Consider the following 18575-nt stretch of genomic DNA (forward strand, 5'->3'; position numbering starts at 1 on the left):
GAAAGGTGAGCAGCAATGGACAAGAAGATTTACGGCTTTGTAAGTAAAAAATCATCTGAAGAAGTCTTATTTGCGGAAGAAGTTAACTCACATGAGGAGTTATTTTTTGCCGATGAAGTATCTGAAGAGTCCCCGACTGAAAGCTGGAAAATTTTGATTGTCGATGATGAGGCTCAAGTTCATACAGCTACCGATATTGCCTTAAGAAAGTTTGTTTATGAAAATAAATATTTAAAATTTTTTAGTGCTTATTCCGCTAAGGAAGCTAAACATTTAATCCAAGAACATCCTGATGTGGCTATCATCCTGCTTGATGTAATCATGGAAACCGATGACGCTGGCTTGGAGTTTGTGAAATATGTCCGCGAAGTGTTAGGCAATCAGTTAGTGCGAATTATTTTACGCACTGGTCAACCCGGGCAAGTCCCCGAAAAAAGCGTTATTATCAATTACGATATTAATGACTATAAAACTAAAACTGAATTAACAACATCAAAGCTATATACTACAGTGCTAACAGCTTTGAGAAGTTTTTGTCTGGGTCATAAATTGCAGTCAGAAATAGAGCGGCGCGAACAAGTAGAGAAAGCACTTCGGATCAGTGAAGAAAAAGAACACCAAAAAGCTCTTGCCTTAGAGCATTTTGTCAAAGAGCTGCAAGAAACACAACTCCAGCTAGTTCAAAGTGAAAAAATGTCGAGTCTCGGTCAATTAGTCGCAGGTGTCGCTCATGAAATTAACAATCCGGTTAACTTTATTTACGGCAATATCTCCTATGCCAAAGATTATATTAAAGAACTCATCTATATGTTGAATCTCTACCAACGCCATTACCCGCTACCAGAAGCAGAAATTCTCAATGCAATAGAAGATGGAGAGTTAGAATTTATCATGGACGATTTGCCAAAATTGCTGTCTTCCATGCAGTTAGGCATCGACCGCATTCGTCTGATTGTGCAGTCTCTACGCAATTTTTCGCGGTTGGATGAAACTGAAATCAAATCAGTAGATATCCACGAAGGGATTAATAGCAGTTTGATGATCTTACAGCACCGACTAAAAGCTAGGTCAGATCGCCCTGCTATTAATGTGATTAGAGAGTATGGTGAATTGCCGCTTGTAACCTGTTATGCAGGTCAGCTCAACCAGGTGTTTATGAACCTTTTAGCGAATGCTATAGATGCTTTGGAAGAGCGGGAAAGTAGAGAAAAGGGTACATCTTTTCAGCCCCAGATTTTGATTCGCAGTGAAGTCGTACCTGGCAATTCACATGACAACCGTAGCCAGGATTCAGGCATTCGGATAACAATTGCCGATAATGGCGCTGGCATGACTGAGAAAGTTCGTGCTAAACTTTTCACTCCCTTTTTTACTACTAAGCCAATAGGAAAAGGTACAGGCATGGGATTGTCAATCAGCCAAAAAATTATGCTAGAAAAACACTGCGGTCAATTGCAATGTATTTCTACGCCCGACCAGGGAACGCAGTTTATTATTGAGATGCCAACTATCTGTATATCAACCAATTTCGCGGTAGCTATGGCCTAGGAAACTCATCTGGCGGAATTCATCATATAGCGGTTTTCAGTTGCATGAGAACGGGGTAATTGCTAATTGCTAATTAATCTGAATTCTGACAGACTTTTTTCGCGCAGCAAGCCCACCCATTCAGGGGTTGGGATAGGCGCTGCGGATGCGGCCACATTCTTCTAACTTAATTGTGTTGGTTTTCAATATACAGCAGATTCCACGTTTATGAAGTACACCCAGATTGCTCTTCTATTGCCGTAGGGACACGGCACGGGGAGCATCTCAATGAAAGCAGTTAAGCTAGAAATTGGAGTTTTAAGGCCCGAGGCTGCGGGGCAGGAGGCAGGAGGAAAGAGGAAGAAGGAAAGAGCCAGAAGAAGTGTTTTTACAAATATGAGATGCTCCCCACGGCACGGCGCCGTGTCCCTACCTCTGTTGTGTACCTCACTAACCTGAAAAGTGCTGTATTTTTTAATTAACAATCTTTTCCGAGGCGTTACCCACTGTGCCGTAAAAATACAGCCTATTTCATGTATATTTAGTACACTGCATTCCCTAGAGAAGCAGAAAAAATGAAACTTTACGCGAGCGAGACGAGTAAAAAAATAGTTAAAGCCTATGAACCCGGTGATAAATCAATTAGGGCATTGCTGAATTAGGGTATAATAAATTTATAGTGCGGCACAAAATAACCTTAATTAAACGCAGAGCTTATGCAATATCCTGAATGTCAGTCAATTCATGTTAATAAAAAAATGTCATAAAAAAGGTAAACAGAATTATATTTGTGTCGGTTGTTGCAGACCATTTATAGATTGCTATCAATATCATACAGGTTGCTCTCAATAGGTTAAATATTAATGTATCAAAATGTATGTAAATGGTATGGGTTTTTGAGCAATGGAGAGAATCAAAAATGTGCATCACAAATACGACAATAATTAATTGGCTCAAACAAGTAGGAAAACTCTTGCCAGATTTCTAGCGCACAGAGACAAATCCACAAGTGGGTGAATTAGATGAATTAGAAAATTTTGTCTGCTAAAAAAAAACTTTTCTCTGCTTAGGGACAGCAGTAGATCGCTTTAAACCATGTATTGTAGGATGGGTATTAGGCGCTCATAGTGGCAAAACCTTTGAACCACTTTGGATTCTTCTTAATCTATGGAAGTGCTATTTTTATGTGACAGATTGCTGGAAAGTTGACGAAGTTTTATTGCTGATTCAGGTAAAATTATTAGCAAAAACTCTAGGAAAATACTTGACGGAAAAAATACAATAGGAAGACATTATTTGGCTCAGTTGAAACGAAAAACTATTGGTTATTCTAAATCTGAACAAAGGCTCAGACACTCCGTTGGATAGATTATTAATTCACCCTTCCCAAATTTGCCGATATTCCAATTCCATATCAAAATCAAATAAATTATTCTGGTTTTATGCGCGGGCGTTGCTTAGTGATACCCTAATTCAGCAACGAGTTTTTTTGTTGTAATAACATCAAGGCGCTCAAGTATCTGCGTTTGACGGCAATGTTCGCCCAATTTCCTGATGACATACGTGCCAAAAATACAGGGATAAATTCAGAAGAGCTAATAATTTAGTGCCATCTTCTAACATCGCGTGTAATCCTTGGCTTCGCAAGTTTAAAAGGTCTCCAAACCGGGAGATCGCGAACAAGAGAAATCCTGCGACTAATGGCAGGTAAGGAGTGGTTTTGATGTACCGCCAAAACTTAACTCCGTAAAGGAAAACAGCACTACCATAACACAAATAAATTAATTTCTTAGATATTCCCAACCGAGAAATAATCAAAGTCATCCGAAACCTGTCATCCAGGAAAAAGACTCCGAGTAGTAAAGCACTAAAAAATAAGAAGATCCTCGATCGACTTCGCGGCTCTTTTTGGCGCAGCACTCCAAACGTAAATGCACAAATTGCGACTGGGATGCACCAGAGGACTTCGGAAACTCCGGTTAGAATGCCTTCGTAAGGGAACCAGAAATTAAAAGGGTCGCTAAACAGGCGTTCAACTCCGTCTCCCTTGTTGTTGAGTTTGGCGTATACGCTCAGCACGCCCAAAATCAGGACAGTCAGAGTGTTGAAAACAGCTAAAAACGGTACTGTCAAAAAATGTTTTTTGAGTCTTTCTAAAGAAGTTGAAAACTTGGGAAGTTTATCGAATAAAGGTAGATGCTTCATAAAAACTCTCTCCAAACAATGGGGTTCGTTACTTATTCACCCGCAGCCAAACCACAAATGTAGTGCCGCGATCGGTTGGATATAAATGAGTTTCTGCCGATGGCAGCCATTCAGGATTGACTGGGGAAAATACTTCTATTTCTCCTTGCATTTGGCGGACTAAATCGCGGGCGATCGCCAAACCCAATCCTGTACCGGGAATTTCTGTCTGCGCTTTTTCTCCCCGGTAGTGCCGCTCAAATAAATGCTCTAAATCCTGGGGGGGAATGCCGGAACCGGTGTCGCTAACTGCAACTGCTATGGCAGGCAATTGGCTGTATCCTGCCCGATCGCCATCCGCTGCTTTGTACCTGACTTTAATATAAATTTGGCGGTCTGCAGGAGTATATTTCAAAGCATTGTCAATTAAATTGCTCAAAACTTCGCGCAAAGCTCGATCGTTCGCTGAGACTGGTGGCAAATCCGCCTCCATGTCGGCTACCAATTTCAGATGCCTTTCAGATGCGATCGCCTCGGCGGAAATTAACAGCGGTTTTAAGACTTCTGCCACAAAACAGGATTCCTGCAAATTGGCCGCAGGTGACAGCGACAGAGGAGAATGCCGGATTAATTCCAAAGATGTTGCTTTTTCTGAAGTGCCCGATGGCAGTCTGAGATTTGCTTCGCCAGTGTCAACAGTTCGATCGAACTGGCCGAGCAACTCTTGCAGCCGATCGCTCTCTCGGACAATACTAAAAGCCACATTGCGGTTTTTGTCTTCCGGTACCAGCCGCCGCGCTAACAGCTTGCCAAAAGTTCGCAACGCTGTCAGCGGACTTTTGAACTGGTGCAGCAAATTGTGCATCGTGTCGTAAACCTGAGCCTGGATTTGCCGAGTTGCACCCAATTCCTGCTGCATCCACTGCGATCGCTGGTCTAAAATGCAGGCCAGGGCTAAGGTGCGAGCAATTTGTTGTATCTGAGCCTCCTCTGGCTCGTTCCAAGGCCTGTCTTGCCGACCGCTGACTAGGAGTCCCATTACAGCTCCCTCGTGTATCAGAGGCGTCACAATTTGCCTCCGTTGCTGCCACACATTCTCCGGGCCTTGGCACTGATTGGAACCGCGCTCATTACTCGGAAGCCGCTCGGGTGCGATCGCCCCTACGGTTGATTCTTCCACAGGAAGAACCGGCGGCGCTAGCAGTCGCGGCACTGGTTTCACTGTCGAGCTTTCGGAGGATGGCAACCTCAACCCCTGATTTTCTTCCGATTCGGCTGAGGTTTCTGGGTAAACCGCGATCGGCACCAACTTTGCTTGGCTGCCTTCTACCAGCTCTTGTGTCAGGTATACCGCGCTGAATTTAGCTCCCAAACTAACGGCGATCGCCACCTGCGATCGGCAAAGCTTGACAAATTCTGAACTGGCTGGCATTAACATGAGCGCCACATTAAGATATCTAACGGAATTCTAAGTAAATTACAAACGATCGGCCGCCGATTACAGATGAGAGACTTCTAGATTTCAGGTTTCTTGACTTCGATCGAAGGCAGCTATGTTGAAGGCATGGGGCTTTCGTGAACCCAAATTGCCCCGCATCGCTGTCGGCGCAGCTTCCACAGCTCCCTAAGCTTGGCTGTGGCCGGAACTTGCGGCCCACCATACCACAACTGCTACACTTTTGTCGATCGGCACGAATGTTAAGATTATGTCGATATATTAAAAACAGTTGAAGTTTTGAGCTAGAACGGATATACTGGCCTCGGATTTGGTAGCTATCATTACAACCTGTCTGCTCATACTGTCTGCTCACAGAGGAGGTAAAGAAATTGGCCAGGAGACGCAAACGCAAGAGTCGCCGCCGACAAGAAGGACGCAGAATTTTAGAGTGTGTGCCTCAATATAGCATCGAGAGCGGCGAAGATAAACCCGTAACAGCGGCTCGCAAGTTCATCCATGCCGAAGGCATTGCTCCCCCAGCTTTGCTGTTAGTCAAGCGTAACGAGCATACCACTGACAGATACTTCTGGGCTGAAAAAGGTTTATTTGGAGCCCAATACGTAGAAGAGAACCATTTCTTGTTTCCCAGCTTAAAGGTGATGTTGGAATCGACTGCAGAAAAAATCCCTGCGGTGTCAGCTAGTCGCGCTTAGCTTAAAATGCCGAACCGAAAACATTAACAGCAATGTTTCTGTAACTTTTCTTTTCAAAGCGTCGAAAAGTTCATTGTCTCGAGGGTGCGACCTGAAATCAAGGGCGAAAATTGCTTGGGAAAAAGCGTGTAAGGAGAGGTCGCCGAGAAAGCGCGATCGTCCGAGCGGGCGATAGCCACAGCGGGCATCCTCAGGATAGTGACTTTTTTTTGACTTTGTGTGCGAGCATACAGCCAACTTAGACTTTACAGCATCGATCGGAGGATAGAGTAATTTAAATTATCTTTAATATGCGTGTTGAACCCTGTTGTCAGTCATTATTAGCCGAAATTCTCCCAATAGTCGATCCTAGTGAAAAAGGTGTTTGTCTTGATGTAGGAGTAGGAACATTTGCTTTTTATTGTGAAATGTTTGCCAAATTAGGTTTTTCTACTATTGCAGTTGAACCTTTGCCAGTCAAAAAATTACGTCAAATTTGTCATAATAACAACATTAATTTAATTGAAAGTTGCCTTTCCGATCGGAATGGCAAGCAAACATTATATTTAGGTAAATTTGCAGGTATATTTAATCAAAATTTTAATTCCTTATCACCTGAATGGTTTGGTTCTTCTACCGAGTCTAAAGAAGTTCAAGCCATAACTTTACCTGAATTGCTTAACACAATTAAAGCCGAAAAAGTCACCTGTTTAAAATTAGATATTGAAGGTTGGGAATATTCAGTAATTAAACAATTACCAGAATTATCAGAATCTTTACTTCCCTCAATCATAATGTTTGAATATGGAGGAGGATTCAACAGACGCAAAGGTGATAAAGGTTGGTCTCCTCAGTTTTTTGATGGTACTAAAGAATCATTAAATATCTTAAGAAAATGCGGTTATAGTTCTAGTCTAATGATAGATTATGCCCCGAAAACTCAAGAAAAACTATTTGATTTACAAGCCATAGACTTAGATATTGATGCCCTTTTTCCGACTAATGCAGTCTATGGCAATATTATCAGTTTTCGTAACTGTAATTATCCAGAAAATAAAATTGCTCAAATCTGTAGTTCGTATTACAATACAGGCTTAATAGATCGGTTAGTCAATAAAATAATTTCCCGATAATCAACCCCACAATAGTTGTTTGCTGCCAAATTATCTTTTCCTGGAAAAACCATAAGTATTGTTACTCATGACACTATTCATCGATCGGCTTCTTTGCTTAAACGGAACTTACCCCCTGCGGGGGTAGTTCTGGGGGCTGTATTATTTGTCCCGTCTCGGTTTTAGCGACTTGACTGCCGACAAACCGTAGTCATGTATTTAAGATTTTCTCAATATTTAGGGCGAGAGTATTGTTCTCTGATGAATTTAAGCAAAAACCCCGCCACATAAGGGTTGTCAGAGATTGTAGTCATGTAAAAGACTTGGAGGCTCCGGGCAAGTCTCACCTCGCAATGGTTTCAGACGGAACTTACCCCGCACACGGGGTAAGTTCCGCTTAAAGTCTAAGTTACCGCATCTAGCCGATCGGGAAAGGTTCAGCCTTAAACTTTTAACTTACGGGTTTTAAATCTAAAGCCTGTTGCATCGCTGCTAGTTCGTCGCGGTGTGCTCTGACAGTAACAAAGCTCTTGGTTTGGCTTCCCGACTCAGCAACTGATTCGAGTTTGAGGGAGACTTGCTCAGAGCGTCCAGCTTTTTTCCAGTAAAATACCCCCGCCAGCGGCGACAGCAGTACCAAAGCTAGGAAAATTTGACCCTGCTGGGGAACTAGCATTCCCAAAACCAGTCCCAAGCACAGAGCGCCACCTGCACTCAGGAGAGTTAAAAAAATAGCTAGAAACCAACTCGGCCTGACAAAACCCTCAAAGGTAACTTTATAGTTGGGGGCATCGACGGCTGCAACTCGGTAAGCTCTCTGGGCAAAATACTGTTGTAACTCGGTTAACAGTGACTCTTGAGCGCTCTCGGAAGCAAGCTTGACTTGTTCGATTCGATCTTTGACTGAAGCCTTGATGAAGAAAAACAAGCCAACAGCCAGCAGTAGCGTTAGCACAAATGTTGAAGGAAGAACAGCAGTATCCATCGGTAGAAGTTTGTGTAATTAAAACGATCGACTATTACTTTACAGAACTTGACATACGAAAGCGAGCGAGGACTTACGCAGACACTTTTTTACCAAAATTCGCAGAAAGCTTCTTCTGCAAGGCGTTTTTCTCCCCATCACCAAATTCCCATATCTCCCCATCATCCCTAATTTTCAAGTGACAATACGTAAGTCCTGACGCGCCGTGTAGATGCTTGAATCGCTGTGCGGCGATCGAGCAAAGCGAAGGCAATCGGGCAAATCGCTTTGCAAGTAGCGCCAGCATCTCCAGGGTTTAGGCATCCGATTCAAACTCGGCTAACCCGTGTGACCAGTTTCTAAGGCGCGGGGCCGACGCCCTGACGCGCCGTTTCCCTGACCGATGTACTCGTGCCAGAGACGAGCTAGGTCTTGAGCTTGGTGCCGCCACTCAGGGAGGATTTGATACATCCGCCGGGGACGGCCGCGTCCTTCTACTTTTTTCCAGTAACCGGTGATTACGGCTTCATCTTCGAGGAATTTCAGAGCGCTGTAGAGAACGGTATCAGAAAGTCGGTAGATGGGGAATTCCCTTTCTAGTTGGCCAATCAGTTCTGTACCGTAGGAATCTCCGCGCAATAACACCGAGAGAATGTAGCACACTGCTAGTTCCTTGTTTAGATAAACAGGAGGGGGGTCTTGAAAAAATTGATAGATATGTTCAAACTTCATCTGTCTTGTCCGCTGGAAACTCTCGTGATACCGTCAGGTTAACGGGAGAGGAAAGCGGGGCGGGGTGTGCCGCTTCCTAAGGATTAAGTGGGACACCGGGGAAACAGAGGTGCAGTATTTCCCCGGTAAATGTTGATTGCCCCAAAGGCTTGTCCTGCACTTCGGTAATGTTTGCCTGCGCCTTGGTTGAGCAGCGCTGACGTAACGCCGCTTACTAACTTCCTCTTCCAATCTATCGCAGCGACTATTGTCAAGTGTGCGACGATCGCCTGCAAGAGTTGGCAGTTAGTTCGGGAGTTGGTGTTTTAACTGAATTTGCAGTTGATGTTTGCGCTCAAGCGCAGGCTTTAAACCGAACTCAGGCCTAACATGGCGCGCAGTGTAAAAGTTAGAAAGACAAAAGTCGCTACAATCGAACTAATCAGGGCGATCGCAGTTGTCGGTCGATCGAGCAGGGGTTTGAGTCGCTCGAACAGGAAAAAGAAAATTCCCAGACATATCGTAATGAAAAAGCGGGGGTAGCGAGAGACGTTATTAATAAAATCTTGCATTGGCTTGGTGGGGTAAAGTGTCACAGCTCGATCTTTGACTGGTAACACTTGTGAGCGAGTTAGACAATTTTGGCACAGCCGGAGCTAAATCTGCCAATCGGGCGATCGGACATTTTTGCCGGCGATGCTGAGATATATAAATTCTAACGAAAACTTTTCGCCGATCGTTCCGGCACTGTACTGTTTAATGCCGCGCGACCTCCTGTAACAACTTCAGAAGTATTTATATTGAGTTCTAGTTGTGATAAATATTATAAGGCTGTTATTTCTAGATAAATGTCTGCTTCCGCACCTTTTCAAGTCTTGCCGCGTCCCTTTCTGAAATGGGCAGGAGGTAAAACCAAGTTGATGGGACAATATCAACCTTATTTTCCTGAAAAGTTCACAACTTACTACGAGCCTTTTTTGGGCGGCGGAGCTGTATTTTTTTACTTAGCACAGCAGCACCCTGGTTTGCAAGCTATTTTAACAGATATTAATCCTGAATTGATTAATGCTTATCGCTGTGTCAGGGATAAAGTTGAAGAGCTGATTCTACTTTTACAGGAGCATCAGTTAGAACACACCAAGGACAATAAAAGTTATTATTACTGGGTGCGATCGCGAGCCTACAAAACAGATACAGAAAGAGCAGCACGGTTAATTTACCTCAATAAAACTTGTTACAACGGTCTCTACAGAGAAAACTCAAAAGGTGAATTTAATGTTCCCATAGGTCGATACAAAAATCCTCAAATTTGTCAAGCAGATTTACTGCGATCGGTTTCCTCTTTACTCGCGCCCGCTCAAATAGAAGTGAGAAAGTTCGATGAAATTTTAGATTTTGCTACTAGCCGCGAAGACTTTGTTTATTTTGACCCGCCTTATTATCCTATCAGTGCCACGAGTAACTTTACGGCTTACAACAGGGATAATTTCAAAGAATCTGAACAGCTTAAACTGAGAGATATTTTTGCAGAACTTGCCGAACGGGACGTGAAAGTTATGCTGTCTAATTCTAACTGCGATTTCATCGAAAAAATCTACAGCGATACTCAAATTTTTCCAAATAAATGTCTGCCAAAACTCATTGAAATATCAGCATCTAGGGGAATTAATTCTAATAGTTGCAAGCGCGGCAAAGTCAAGGAATTATTAATACGTTCATTTTAAATTACACTTAAGCAAAGTTTCTACTTAAGCATACTTTGTCGGGCAACCCGTGACCTCAGAAACCGGTTTCTTCGTAAATTTATCGTGACTCAACGAAAAACTCGTAGAAACCCGGTTTCTAGCCCCCATCATTAAGCACTGACACTGTGACCTCAGAAACGCGGTTTCTTCCTATATTTTTAAGTATTCAAAAAAAAGTATTCAAAAAAATATTGTAGAAACTGGTTTTCAAAATCGGCCCGAAAAAAGGAAGTATTACCTATTGATTTTTCTGGACGTTAGGGATATAATTTAATAATGGGAGTGGGCAATTAAATTATATTTTTGTCAATATTCCCATTGTTAGATTATACTTCTAAAAAGTGTCAGAGTCAAGCTGTCAACCCAAAAAAAAAGGTGATTTTTTTTAAATTTAAAAAAACAAAAATATTCGATGACTAATAGTCTGTTACCGTGAATAATAGCAGTTTGCAAAAAAAAAGCAACTGTAGGGAAGCTCGAAAGGGCGATCGCCATCAGCCACGGACAAATCTTTATGGGTATTTCCTGATTACAGATGTTTGTTAGCCCAGGTAATGAAACCTTCGAGCTTGTGAACTGCCAACAGATTTTGATTGTCAGGAATTTGTTTTTTAAACCAGTCGATCGAACCTTGCCTCATACCGTCACCGCCCACTATAACAATAGTGGGCACCCTATAACAATTTTTAATATTTAAATTTAGGTAAGGATACTTCTCGTCTACTGAACCTTTGTCTTCTTGCCACTTGCACTCAACAATTAGACCCTGAGGAAACAAACCGGAACCAACAATATAAAAATCGACATTTATTTCAGTTTCATAGATGCTAGACCCGATATAAACCTGTTTAGCATATCGCTTGGGATTTTCAGTAGAGCTTAAGAGCCACTCTCGCTTGCGCTTTTTCGGCAACTGGGGACATATTTCGAGATACCCGTGGCCTCTCAACGTACCTTCTACAGTTGTTTCTAAAACCAAACCAGTTTTATTGGCTCTACAACCCCTATTCATTTTGTTGCCTCCTGAATATACTTTGAATTAAGCCGATCGCACTTGAATCACCCCTCGGTCAAAAACCCGTTTGTCAGTACCGATAGAACTGACAAACATCCGGTCTTCATAGACATCAAACGTCGCAAAACTCAGGCGGCTAGCAGAATACTCCGTCCACTCAGAACGCCCCACCGGACGAGTGCCCGCGCCGGCCCCGCAAATTAAATAAGTCGTACCGTTAATCGAGCGAGTGCGTTCGTAACTGTGCTCGTGTCCGTTGATATAAAGCTGCACGCCGTACTTTTGAAACAAAGGCACCAAAGTCTTAATAAAAGATTGATTCGATCCGTAGACGCCAGAAGAATAAATCGGGTGGTGGCCGAACACAACTTTCCAAGGTGCGGTGCTCTGACTCAACTCTTTTTCCAGCCAAACAAGCTGATTTTCCCAGTCAGCATTACGATTGGTATCTAAAGCAAAAAACTGTACCGGATCGCGGCGAAAAGTATAGTAGCGACCTTGCATATTAAAACCCGCATATTTAACCTGCGGGTCGCCGTTAGCAGTGCGGATGTCGTGATTTCCCAGACAAGCATAAAATTTTACGTTTTTCTGCAATAACGACCGATAAGGCCGCTCGAAAACAGCATTAATTTTTTCAATTTCGCCGTTATTGTAGATATTGTCGCCCGCGAGAACAGCAACATTAAAAGGGTTTTCCCGGTGATATTGCGCCATCGCCTCAGCCACAGCATACTGACCTTGGGCGCCGGTACCGGTGTCGGCTACCGAAATAAAGCGTAAAATAGGCGGTGAGGCCGGCAATGGGACGATCGCCCTTTCTGCCTCAACGTTAGAAGGCACAGCAGCTTTGGCGTCTGTACCCCAGGAAGTCCGAAGCTGAAACATTTTCCAGACTCCGGCAAAACCTAAGCTGCTGAGACTGCCTAAAATTAGAAAGTGACGGCGTTTGATGCTCATTTTGATTCAGTTACAACTAAGTTAAATGATAAATTAAGGTTGAGATGGCTCAACAAAAATTTATCTCGTTTAGATATATTTGCAACGCCCCAAGGCAAAGAAAATGTCAGAAGAACAACTAAACCAGTCAACTCCAGAAGCCTCTCAATCTCCGACACCGGAGGTTGATTCGGCCGCAAAGTCTGCCCCCACTGGCAGCAAAACTCAAAATGTCAGCAGCAGCGTTCCCAACAATCAGAGAATCAAAGCTTTGATTGCCTCGATTGGGAATTTGGGAAAAAAAGGGAAAAAATTAGCAGCCGAACCCCCGTTGCAGCCCCAAAAGCCGATCGCACCCACTGCTTCAGACTCAGCAACAGCAACTCCTCCGGCTGTTGCTGCAGAAGTTAACAGCGTGCCGCCAAAAGTTGCTGTAAAAGTTGATAAAAAGCCTGTATCCCAACGCCCGGAAGGGAGTTTTTTAGAGAAAGTCGTTGTACTTTGGCAAAGTATTGTGCGGCTAGTGCGATCGTTACTGCCACCATCTGCCAACGAGAAGCTGTCCGATCCAATTTTAAACGCCGCCATAGCAGCAACTCTGATCGTTGCAGTCGGTTTAACTTTCAACAGTTTCTCGGCAAAACCGCCGGACAAAGTAGCAAAAGTGCCTCTCCCAGCAGCGCAGCAGTCGCCGCCAACCTTTGGCGATTTTGTGGCGCCGGAAACGCCGAAATCGCCAGAGGCGATCGTACCGTCAGCGCCAATCTCTACCAAATTCAAAAGCAAGTTGCCCGATTTAGTGGCGCCGGAAAAACCGCAACCAGTAGAACTTATCCCACCGCCGCCGCTGACGCCCGAACAGTCTCTGATTGCTGCGATTCAAAATCAAGTTACTGAGATTAAGAATCGACTGGGCGGCGGCTTAGTTGAGTCTGTTCAAGCTAATTTTTCCAGCAGCATTTTGACGGTAAAAGTCGCTGAAGATTGGTACAAACTCAGCGAAATCGAGCAAAATCAACTAGCAACTAAGATGTGGAAGGAGGCTAATTCACTCAATTTCAGCAAGTTAGAAATTGCTAATAGGGAAGGGAATTTAATAGCTAGGAGTCCAGTTGTTGGTTCCGAAATGATTATTTTGGATAGAGGGATTAATTAGAATTTAAATTGTCTGTATTTATCAACCATCAGACCAGCCTTACAGTCCAGGAAGCAAAACTTAATTATGCAGTAAGGTGCGCAGTTCGCACCTTACTGCTGTTAATTTTTTTGAGGATATCGAACTTTTCCCAAATCCGACAGAATGCTAACATTAAATTAATTAACTTTGAGGAAAATTGAAAAATGACAATTTTAACTCAAGCCGAACAAGTAGAAATTGAATATCCCAACAGCGACGGAGAGCCGATGGCTGAAAGCGACATCACGCGCGATTACATGACTTACAGCGTTGAAGCTGTCAACCTTTACTTTCAAGAGCGTTCTGATGTTTACGTGTCAGCCAATTCTTTCATTTATTATGAAGAAGGGAACAATCAGGCAGTTGTGGCCCCGGATGTTTATGTGGTGTTTGGAGTAGCCAAACGCAAAAGGGATAATTATAAAGTTTGGGAAGAAAGGGGAATTACTCCCGATTTTGTGTTAGAAATTACTTCGGAAACAACTAAAACGAAAGACCAAGAGACCAAACCGGAAATTTATCGGGCTTTGGGAGTTAGGGAATATTTTCAGTACGATCCGTCGGGAGATTATCTGAATCCGATTTTACAGGGAGTACGTCTGATAAACAATCAGTACGAGCCGATTTCAGCCAACAATATCGCTTTCGATACGCTGTGGTTGTTCAGTGAAGTGCTGGGACTGGAATTGCATATAATTTCAGGAGAATTGAGGTTTAGAGTTCCTCAAACGGGTGAGTTTTTGAAGACTCACAAGGAAGAAAACCTGGGACGACTGGCAGCGGAGTCAGCTTTGCGATCGATCGTAACTCAACTCTTAAATTCTGGAATGAGTCTGGAACAGGTAGCGCAAATGATGAATTTATCAACCGTGGAAGTGAGACGATTGGTAGGGGAAAACTTTTGATCGATCGCACTTTTCCAAGATATCAAGAATAGTGCGATCGAAGTATGGCAAAAAATGTGAATAGTCAACAGTCAGGACTCAAAAATTAGCTAATGACTAGAAAGGCTTATTAGTAGGTTTAAAACCCTGCTTTTGAAAATAGGTTCTAAATACCTCTTGAGCAATTGGTGCCGCCGCTACAGCACCATATCCGCCGCCTTCAACTATAACTGCGATCGCAACTTCCGGTTTGTCAGCGGGAGCAAAACCTACATACATAGAATTGTCAGGATGACCTGGCATTTCCACAGTCCCAGTCTTACCAGCACTTAAAGGAATAGTACCGTCATTCATGGCGCGGCCTGTACCTTTTTTCACCACGTCAATCAATCCTTGTTTAACGACATTTAAAGTGGCAGGCTTAATACCTGTTTGAATTTTTTGAGTTATAGGAGTATTGGTTTGAGAAGCCAATAAATGCGGCTGCACTCGCCAACCGCCATTGGCAATAGTTGACACCATCACGGCCAATTCTAAGGGAGTACAAAGTACCAAACCCTGACCGATCGCCATTGTTACCGTATCGCCAACGTACCAATCTTCACCATACATTTTCTGTTTCTCTGCTGGGATCGGAACTTGACCGTGATTGGCGCCGTCTATCCCCAAAAGATCTAAATTAATAGTACCGCCAATGCCCATTTTTTTAGCCCATTTCGCCATTTCTTCCGGCCCTGCAGTCATACCTACTTGATAGAAAAACGTATTGCTGCTGTAGGCTAAAGCATCGCGGAAACCGATAACGCCGTAACCGGCGCCGTGTTCGTTAAAGGAAATTCCGCCGATGTTAATTGAAGCAGAACTTACCAAAGTCGAGTCAGGAGAAAACTTGCCCGACTCCATCCCGGCTACAGAAGTGACAATCTTAAAAGTGCTGCCGACTGGATAGCCTTGAACTGCCCGATTTAAAAATGGTTTGTCTGGCCCTTGCAGTCGATCCCATTCTTGTTGAGTCACCTTGCGGGTGAAAATATTGGGATCGAATGTCGGCCAACTAGCCATTGTTAAAAGAGCTCCGGTTTTTACGTCGATCGCTACAACGGCACCCAGGCGATCGCCCAAAGCTTTTTCCGCAGTTTTCTGCATATCTAAATCTAAAGTTAGCTGCACTGGTTTGCCGGGAATAGGGTCTTTTACACCTAAATCTTGGATTTCTTCGCCCTTAGCATTTACCTCGATTAAACGGTTTCCCCAAACGCCCTCTAAAGTTGAATTGGCTAATTTTTCCACTCCCATTTGACCGACGATCATCCCCATCGGATATGCAGGATTAGCTTTTAATTGATCTAAAGTAGCTTCGCCGACGTATCCCAAAAGGTGAGCTGCTAATTGCTGGTTGGGATTGTCTCGGCTCGATTCTACGCGAATTTCAACTCCCCGCAAAGCATTACTTTGTTCTCCCAAAGCGACGAAAGTACCGACATCGATATCCTTACTAATTCGCACTGGTAGGGCCGATCTGTAGCCTGCTGCATCGATTTTTTTGATAATTTCGGCAGCGGGAAGTTTGACGATCGGGCTCAGTGTAGCGGCGATCTCTTGCCACTCCTTGGCCGATCGCTCTTTTGGCCACACATAGACCGATCGAGATACGCGGCTGGCCGCAAAAATTTTGCCGTTGCGGTCTAAAATTTGACCGCGATTCGCTGCGACTGAAACAGGGCGAATGCGGTTATTTTCCGCCCGCTGTCGGTTGTAGGCTCCCTGTACCAGTTGCAGTTCGGCTAGACGAAATATCGGCAGCGTCACCAAGGTAGTGACTAGCAGCATAAAAATCATAACTTGGAGCGATCGGCTGCGTTGCCGTGAAGGATTGTCCAAGCCATTTTTGTCTAATCGGACTTGAGAGTTAAAAGAAAAATCGCCAGCCATATTAATTAATCTGCTATTTTTATTCAACTAACAGGTGGATCGGGTTGCGATCCGGATTATTTGGCGGAGGATACACCTATGATAACTTCTAACTCTTTAGTGACAGACATAAATTCTGTCGATTGGTAGAGGAATCAGCGGTTTTTTTTGATTAAGGTAGAGGTTAAATATCAGGTTTTATTGACAATTCAACTGTTAAGGAGGTAGGGGCGCTGTGGAACCGATCGATTTTTTGATTGCTTGGCTGGTGACGGGCAGCAGCTTGCTGCTAATTTCTCAACTGCCGATCGGAGTAGAAATTGACAGCACACCGAAAGCAGTAATTTCCGCTGCGGTTTTGGGAATGTTGAATGTTTTAATTTTGCCAATTCTCAAAGCAGTTTTTTTCGTGCCGAACCTGCTGACGCTGGGACTGCTTTCCGGCGTGTTTGCTTTTGTAATGAACGTGATTGTTTTTGCCTCGGCTGCGAAGTTAGTGGAAGGATTTAGCTTGCGGATGGGCCTTTGGAGCGCGGTACTGGGGGCGATCGCCTTGGCTGTAGTTAGCAGCTTTATCAACGGCGCACTGATTTAGCAACTCCCCTAGAAAAAGGGCGATAGAAATCGCCCGATATTTCCACGCCTTACCTGGCGCGTTTCGTTTGCCTAGAAGCGATTTCTGTCGCCGAATATTTCTTTTCGCTTCTTCCTTCTTCCTTCTTCCTTCTTCCTTCTTCCTTCTTCCTTCTTCCTTCTTACTTGCCAATCACCGACTTATAGGCTGTCACCTTAATATCAATCCCTGTAATATCTGTGCCGACAACAACAGCCGTCGCTCCTAAATCCAAGGCTGTTTTAGCCATTTCCGGCCCTGCGATCCCGCCTTCGCAGATAACGGGAACCTTAAGCTTTTCTACCATTTCCGCAAGCAAATCAAATCCGGGCGGCGAGAAATTTTTCGTCTGGGCAGTGTAGCCAAAAAGAGTAGTTGCTACAGTATCGGCACCAGCTTGGGCTGCCGCGATCGCAGCTTCTATTGTATCTACATCCGCCATCACTAATTTGCCCAATTCGCTGTGAATTCGCGCGATTAATGTCTTTAAATCTTCGCCGCCAGCAGGACGGTTTCTCAGAGTAGCGTCAACGGCGATAATATCGGCTCCAGAAGCGGCGATCGCCCGCGCGTCTTCAAACCGAGGAGTAATGTAAATCTCGCATCCCGGCAATTGCTGCTTCCAAATCCCAATTATGGGAGCTGATACCTGTTTTCGCACCGCTGCAATGTGAGCCGGAGTGTCAATCCGCACGCCCGAGGCACCTCGATTGACAGCGGTTCGAGCCATTGCCGCAATTACGATCGGATCGTGCAGCGGCGAATCTGCCGGTGCTTGACAAGAAACAATTAATCCTGTAGGAATTTGACAATTAATCATGGGGAATGGGGAATGGGGAATGGGGAATTGGGAATTGGGCGGAGCGAAGCGGAGGGATGGGGCATCGGGCATCGGGCATCGGGCATCGGGCATCGGGCATGGGCCAAACAGGTAATTGGGAATTGGGCGGAGCGAAGCGGAGGGATCGGGCATCGGGCATCGGGCATCGGGCTTTTTTTGTAATTTATTTCCTGTGCCCGATTGAACTCAAATAAGCGTTAAGTTTTGGTAGTAATTTATCGACAATTGGTTTAAATTTGCTTACTTCTTCGCTTGTGATAAGTTGTCTAGCATAGGCTAATCTTAACCAGTTTACTGTTTCGTACAAAGATCCTCTCGCAATTTTTACAAAACGCTGATTATCTCAGTCATTATAACGACCTCTTCCTTCAGCAATATTAGCACAGACACTATCAGCAGACCGAACGATCTGTTTACCCATCGTATCTTTTGTGAAGTAATCCCATTTTTTAACAATTTCCCAAATCTGATTCGCCAAACTTTCCGCCAACTTATAAACGGAACTTACCCCTGCAGGGGGTAGTTTCGGTGGCTGTATTCTTTGAGCTGTATTCGTTTTAGCCATTTGGCAGTTCCAATTTTGTAGCCATGTATTTAAGATTTTCTTAATATTTATAACCAAAGTATTGCTGTATCATAAAATTAACTCAAACCCGCTCCACATAAGGGTTGTAAAAAGTTGTAGTCATGTACTTGATTTTCCCGCTCCAGGAAAGTCTTGCCCTGTAATGGTTTCAGAAGAAATGAATCTTATGTGCGGGGTAAGTTCCGTATAAACCTCTAATTCCTCAAAATCAGGTCTTCCCATAATTGCCTCAAAAA

The 18575-nt window shown here is 44.0% G+C and carries 16 protein-coding genes and 2 pseudogenes; 8 read left to right on the top strand and 10 right to left on the bottom strand.

Features of this window, described 5'->3' with window-relative positions:
• Nucleotides 1-15 precede the first annotated feature (15 nt).
• Nucleotides 16-1548, top strand: a complete 1533-nt coding sequence (locus tag QUA99_RS06875) for an ATP-binding protein (protein ID WP_333240597.1) — start codon at nt 16-18, stop codon at nt 1546-1548.
• Nucleotides 1549-2243: 695 nt separating this feature from the next.
• Nucleotides 2244-2999 (top strand): annotated as a pseudogene (locus QUA99_RS06880) (IS1 family transposase).
• A 40-nt stretch (nt 3000-3039) separates the two neighbouring features.
• Here the strand turns inward: QUA99_RS06880 and QUA99_RS06885 are convergent.
• Together QUA99_RS06885 and QUA99_RS06890 are read right to left on the bottom strand one after the other, a co-directional pair.
• A complete protein-coding gene (locus QUA99_RS06885) occupies nt 3040-3732 on the bottom strand; it encodes a hypothetical protein (protein WP_333240599.1) in 693 nt (230 codons plus the stop codon).
• 28 nt (nt 3733-3760) lie between these two features.
• A complete protein-coding gene (locus tag QUA99_RS06890; protein ID WP_333240601.1) occupies nt 3761-5143 on the bottom strand; it encodes an ATP-binding protein in 1383 nt (460 codons plus the stop codon).
• Nucleotides 5144-5538: 395 nt separating this feature from the next.
• Between QUA99_RS06890 and QUA99_RS06895 the strand changes: the two genes are divergently transcribed.
• Both QUA99_RS06895 and QUA99_RS06900 read left to right on the top strand, forming a co-directional pair.
• A complete protein-coding gene (locus tag QUA99_RS06895) occupies nt 5539-5862 on the top strand; it encodes a DUF3155 domain-containing protein (protein WP_333240604.1) in 324 nt (107 codons plus the stop codon).
• A gap of 290 nt (nt 5863-6152) precedes the next feature.
• Nucleotides 6153-6974 carry an FkbM family methyltransferase gene (locus QUA99_RS06900; RefSeq protein WP_333240606.1) on the top strand — a complete coding sequence of 274 codons (822 nt, stop codon included), beginning with the start codon at nt 6153-6155 and terminating at the stop codon, nt 6972-6974.
• A 430-nt stretch (nt 6975-7404) separates the two neighbouring features.
• Here QUA99_RS06900 and QUA99_RS06905 read toward each other — a convergent pair whose 3' ends face one another.
• The 3 genes from QUA99_RS06905 to QUA99_RS06915 form a co-directional block, all read right to left on the bottom strand.
• On the bottom strand, nt 7405-7938 hold the full coding sequence (locus QUA99_RS06905) for a cofactor assembly of complex C subunit B (RefSeq protein WP_333240608.1): 534 nt from the start codon (nt 7936-7938) through the stop codon (nt 7405-7407).
• 318 nt (nt 7939-8256) lie between these two features.
• Complete coding sequence (locus QUA99_RS06910) at nt 8257-8649, bottom strand: PadR family transcriptional regulator (RefSeq protein WP_293144339.1); 393 nt, start codon at nt 8647-8649, stop codon at nt 8257-8259.
• 347 nt (nt 8650-8996) lie between these two features.
• A complete protein-coding gene (locus QUA99_RS06915) occupies nt 8997-9200 on the bottom strand; it encodes a DUF751 family protein (RefSeq protein ID WP_015176773.1) in 204 nt (67 codons plus the stop codon).
• Nucleotides 9201-9476: 276 nt separating this feature from the next.
• Between QUA99_RS06915 and QUA99_RS06920 the strand changes: the two genes are divergently transcribed.
• The gene (locus QUA99_RS06920) at nt 9477-10352 is read left to right on the top strand and encodes a DNA adenine methylase (RefSeq protein WP_333240610.1); all 876 of its coding nucleotides are present in this window, start codon (nt 9477-9479) and stop codon (nt 10350-10352) included.
• 550 nt (nt 10353-10902) lie between these two features.
• Here QUA99_RS06920 and QUA99_RS06925 read toward each other — a convergent pair.
• On the bottom strand, nt 10903-11385 hold the full coding sequence (locus QUA99_RS06925; protein ID WP_333240613.1) for a PD-(D/E)XK nuclease superfamily protein: 483 nt from the start codon (nt 11383-11385) through the stop codon (nt 10903-10905).
• Between the two features lie 27 nt (nt 11386-11412).
• Nucleotides 11413-12348: a metallophosphoesterase gene (locus QUA99_RS06930; RefSeq protein ID WP_333240616.1), complete on the bottom strand. Its 936-nt coding sequence runs from the start codon at nt 12346-12348 to the stop codon at nt 11413-11415.
• A gap of 103 nt (nt 12349-12451) precedes the next feature.
• Between QUA99_RS06930 and QUA99_RS06935 the strand changes: the two genes are divergently transcribed.
• Together QUA99_RS06935 and QUA99_RS06940 are read left to right on the top strand one after the other, a co-directional pair.
• Nucleotides 12452-13483: a hypothetical protein gene (locus QUA99_RS06935; RefSeq protein ID WP_333240617.1), complete on the top strand. Its 1032-nt coding sequence runs from the start codon at nt 12452-12454 to the stop codon at nt 13481-13483.
• Between the two features lie 185 nt (nt 13484-13668).
• On the top strand, nt 13669-14409 hold the full coding sequence (locus QUA99_RS06940) for a Uma2 family endonuclease (RefSeq protein ID WP_333240620.1): 741 nt from the start codon (nt 13669-13671) through the stop codon (nt 14407-14409).
• Nucleotides 14410-14505: 96 nt separating this feature from the next.
• Here QUA99_RS06940 and mrdA read toward each other — a convergent pair whose 3' ends face one another.
• Complete coding sequence (gene mrdA / locus QUA99_RS06945) at nt 14506-16320, bottom strand: penicillin-binding protein 2 (protein ID WP_333240622.1); 1815 nt, start codon at nt 16318-16320, stop codon at nt 14506-14508.
• Nucleotides 16321-16534: 214 nt separating this feature from the next.
• On the opposite strand from mrdA, the gene QUA99_RS06950 reads away from it, so the two are divergent.
• Nucleotides 16535-16894, top strand: a complete 360-nt coding sequence (locus QUA99_RS06950; RefSeq protein ID WP_006635567.1) for a phage holin family protein — start codon at nt 16535-16537, stop codon at nt 16892-16894.
• A 160-nt stretch (nt 16895-17054) separates the two neighbouring features.
• Here the strand turns inward: QUA99_RS06950 and QUA99_RS06955 are convergent, their stop codons facing one another.
• Both QUA99_RS06955 and QUA99_RS06960 read right to left on the bottom strand, forming a co-directional pair.
• Nucleotides 17055-17732, bottom strand: a complete 678-nt coding sequence (locus QUA99_RS06955; RefSeq protein WP_333240625.1) for an N-acetylmannosamine-6-phosphate 2-epimerase — start codon at nt 17730-17732, stop codon at nt 17055-17057.
• 184 nt (nt 17733-17916) lie between these two features.
• Nucleotides 17917-18291: pseudogene (locus QUA99_RS06960) on the bottom strand (four helix bundle protein).
• Nucleotides 18292-18575: the final 284 nt, after the last annotated feature.

Source organism: Microcoleus sp. F10-B2 (assembly GCF_036704965.1).
GTDB lineage: Bacteria > Cyanobacteriota > Cyanobacteriia > Cyanobacteriales > Microcoleaceae > Microcoleus.

Coding starts and splice junctions, on each gene's coding strand:
- QUA99_RS06875 (WP_333240597.1), top strand. CDS start 16: ATGGACAAGAAGATTTACGGCTTTGTAAGTAAAAAATCATCTGAAGAA.
- QUA99_RS06885 (WP_333240599.1), bottom strand. CDS start 3,732: ATGAAGCATCTACCTTTATTCGATAAACTTCCCAAGTTTTCAACTTCT.
- QUA99_RS06890 (WP_333240601.1), bottom strand. CDS start 5,143: ATGCCAGCCAGTTCAGAATTTGTCAAGCTTTGCCGATCGCAGGTGGCG.
- QUA99_RS06900 (WP_333240606.1), top strand. CDS start 6,153: ATGCGTGTTGAACCCTGTTGTCAGTCATTATTAGCCGAAATTCTCCCA.
- QUA99_RS06905 (WP_333240608.1), bottom strand. CDS start 7,938: ATGGATACTGCTGTTCTTCCTTCAACATTTGTGCTAACGCTACTGCTG.
- QUA99_RS06910 (WP_293144339.1), bottom strand. CDS start 8,649: ATGAAGTTTGAACATATCTATCAATTTTTTCAAGACCCCCCTCCTGTT.
- QUA99_RS06915 (WP_015176773.1), bottom strand. CDS start 9,200: ATGCAAGATTTTATTAATAACGTCTCTCGCTACCCCCGCTTTTTCATT.
- QUA99_RS06920 (WP_333240610.1), top strand. CDS start 9,477: ATGTCTGCTTCCGCACCTTTTCAAGTCTTGCCGCGTCCCTTTCTGAAA.
- QUA99_RS06925 (WP_333240613.1), bottom strand. CDS start 11,385: ATGAATAGGGGTTGTAGAGCCAATAAAACTGGTTTGGTTTTAGAAACA.
- QUA99_RS06930 (WP_333240616.1), bottom strand. CDS start 12,348: ATGAGCATCAAACGCCGTCACTTTCTAATTTTAGGCAGTCTCAGCAGC.
- QUA99_RS06935 (WP_333240617.1), top strand. CDS start 12,452: ATGTCAGAAGAACAACTAAACCAGTCAACTCCAGAAGCCTCTCAATCT.
- QUA99_RS06940 (WP_333240620.1), top strand. CDS start 13,669: ATGACAATTTTAACTCAAGCCGAACAAGTAGAAATTGAATATCCCAAC.
- mrdA (WP_333240622.1), bottom strand. CDS start 16,320: ATGGCTGGCGATTTTTCTTTTAACTCTCAAGTCCGATTAGACAAAAAT.
- QUA99_RS06955 (WP_333240625.1), bottom strand. CDS start 17,732: ATGATTAATTGTCAAATTCCTACAGGATTAATTGTTTCTTGTCAAGCA.